Here is a 501-nt window from a genome sequence, read left to right as displayed (position 1 = left end):
GATATTGATACTGCCTTTGTTCCAGCCCCCTTTGCGTTTCAATACTTCCACATTTACGCCCTGTTCATGACCTTGCAGCTTTAAGCTCAATGACACAGGTAGGGACAAGCGATTTGCCATGCTCGGTTTGAGCATAAAAAGCGGACAAGCGCCTTGTTCACTGGCAACCTGTAAGCGTTTTACTTGGTGGATTTCTAGTTCGTCTTGCCATAGCAATACGTTGGCACAAACACCACTTTTCAGACACTGTTCTGCGGCCCACAAAGCATCTCGATGATGTGTAGGATTTACGACCCAAACTTGGTTTATATCTAAGCCAATATTGTGTAGAAACAGCGAATTCATTAACGCTGGAGGTTGAATGAATGCGGTTACCCCTCTCGAAAGAGACGCTTTTAGATATGGAGCGAGTAAACGCAGTTCACCAATACTGCCTACGGATTCCATCTCTACCACACCGTGAGAAGGAAAGCCGCCACCAAACAATTCATCTAGCTCAGC

1 protein-coding gene is annotated in these 501 nt (G+C 45.9%); it reads right to left on the bottom strand.

Going from position 1 to position 501, the window contains the following annotated elements; all coding sequences use genetic code 11:
- A partial coding sequence (imuA, locus tag R7Z77_RS28815; protein ID WP_318137494.1) for a translesion DNA synthesis-associated protein ImuA occupies window positions 1-501 on the bottom strand: 501 nt, incomplete at both ends.

It is taken from the genome of Vibrio sp. 1401, assembly GCF_033340295.1.
This window is presented reverse-complemented; position numbering and strand designations above follow the sequence as displayed.